This is a genomic window from Corynebacterium mendelii (genome assembly GCF_017307055.1).
GTDB classification, from domain to species: Bacteria; Actinomycetota; Actinomycetes; order Mycobacteriales; family Mycobacteriaceae; genus Corynebacterium; species Corynebacterium mendelii.
The window spans coordinates 15147-17108 of sequence record NZ_JAFLEQ010000011.1 but is presented as its reverse complement, the minus strand read 5'-3'; the positions used below and the strand labels follow the sequence as shown (position 1 = coordinate 17108).

The window sequence follows — 1962 nt, the reverse complement described above, 5'->3', positions numbered from 1 at the left end:
GCCCGGGAGGGCGGCAGCGGCGCGGTGGGGCTGGGCCCGGTGGTGTCGACAAATGTCAGGGCCACCTGCCTGCCGGTGGATTTTTCCACCGCATGCCAGAAGCGGGCGCCGGTGACCGAGCCGTGGTCGGCCAGCAGCCGGAAGCGGCCGTCGGCCACCGGGGCACCGGGCACCAGGCGCGGGCCGTGGACCACCCCGGCCGACATGGGCGGCGGCACCGGGGAGGCATTGAACGGCTCCAGGGAAATAAGCTGGTTGGACACATCGGCCGGGGTGACCTGGTCCATGCCGGTGGACGCCGCCGGGGTGGCGCTGGTCTGCCGGGCGGTGATCCGGGGGCCGACAACCGGCAGGCGGGCGGCCAGTTTGCCCAGGGCCGCAACCTCCGGCAGCCCGGAGCGGGCCAGCACGACGCCGGTGACAACCACAAACAGCACGCCGGTTACCGCGGTGCGCAGCAGGTAGCCCAGCGAGGAGACCTCCCCGCCGGAACCGGTGATCATCCCCGCACCCCATTCCAGGGCTTTGACCGTCACCGCGGCGATCACCGACGCCGCGGCCGTCCAGATACTGGTCACCAGCACCGGTCCCCCGTTGAGGCTGCCGAGTTTGCGGCGCAGCAAAAACACCCCGATCACCGCTCCCGCGACGAAACCGAAGCCGTTGGCCGCACCCAGCAAAATCACCACCCGCGACGGCGAGGACGCCAGCACCGGCGCGAGCAGCGACAGCACCACTTTGGTGCCGGTGATCCCGCCGATGATGAAGGTCGGCGTCCAGGCTTCCTCCCGGGCGTAGAAGACCCGCAGGTGCAGCAGCACCAGGGCGTAGGGGATCAGGGTGAAGGCGGAAAAACTCAACGTCCAGCCCAACAGATCCGCATCCCGGGCGGTAAACAGCCGGTAGGCGAACAACGCGTTGGCGATGTCGGTGCCGAAGGCCGTCATGAACACGATGATCGGGATCAGGGTGACAATCGTCAGTTTGGTCGCCAGGGTCAAATCCCCCACCACCGCCCGGTCGTCGCCGGCCGCGGCATTGCGTGACAGCCGCGGCATGATCGCGGTGAGCATCGTCACCCCGATAATGCCGTAGGGAACCTGCAGCAAAAGCCAGGCCTGCTGGTAGATCAGCGGCGCGCGGGCATCGGCGCCGGCCGCGATCCGGGTGGTGATGATGTATCCCACCTGGCTGATGGCCACATAGACGACAATCGCCAGCGCCATGCCGCTGAATTGTTTCAGCCGCTCGTCAATGCCCCACAGGGGCCGCAGATCAATGCCCGCTTTCTTCAGGTAGGGCAGCATGATCAGCGCCTGCACCACCACGCCGAAGGTGGTGCCGATGCCCAGCAGCAGAATATGCGGGTTGGTGATTCCGGCCTGCTCGTCGGGGCGCAGCGCCCCGGGGACCAGCCAGTAGGCGATGAACACGGCCAGGACCACAATATTGTTGGCCACCGGCGCCCAGGCCCCCGGTTTGAACACCCCTTTGGTGTTGAGCACCGCCATAAACAGCGAAAACACCCCGTAGAAGATGATCTGCGGCAACAGCAGATAGGCGAAGGCGGTGGCCTGGACGAGGTTGACTTTGCCGTCCTCCCCCAGGGTGATGCGGGTCAGCACCCCGGCGCCGGCCACCGACAGGGCGGTGACCACCACCAGTATCGCCAGGGCCACGGTGAGCAGCCGCCGGATGAACGCCGCCCCGTGGTCGGGGTCTTCTTTTTCCGCCCGCACCAGCACCGGCACCACCAACGAGGTCAGTACCGCCCCGAGCACGATTTCGGTGATCAGGTTCGGCAGCGTGTTGGCGGTGTTGAACGCCGACCCGACCGCCGGCCCGAGAGTCGCGCCGAGCAGCACTGTTTTCACAAACCCGGTGATCCGGCTGACCAGGGTGGCAAGCGCCATCGATCCGGTGGATTTGACCACCGAGGTGTCACTGGTTTTTCCCTCCGGT

Annotated in this window: 1 protein-coding gene; it reads right to left on the bottom strand. The window is 67.1% G+C overall.

Going from position 1 to position 1962, the window contains the following annotated elements; all coding sequences use genetic code 11:
• Positions 1-1962 (bottom strand): murein biosynthesis integral membrane protein MurJ (locus JZY06_RS12265; protein ID WP_242516797.1); only part of this gene is annotated, 1962 nt, incomplete at both ends.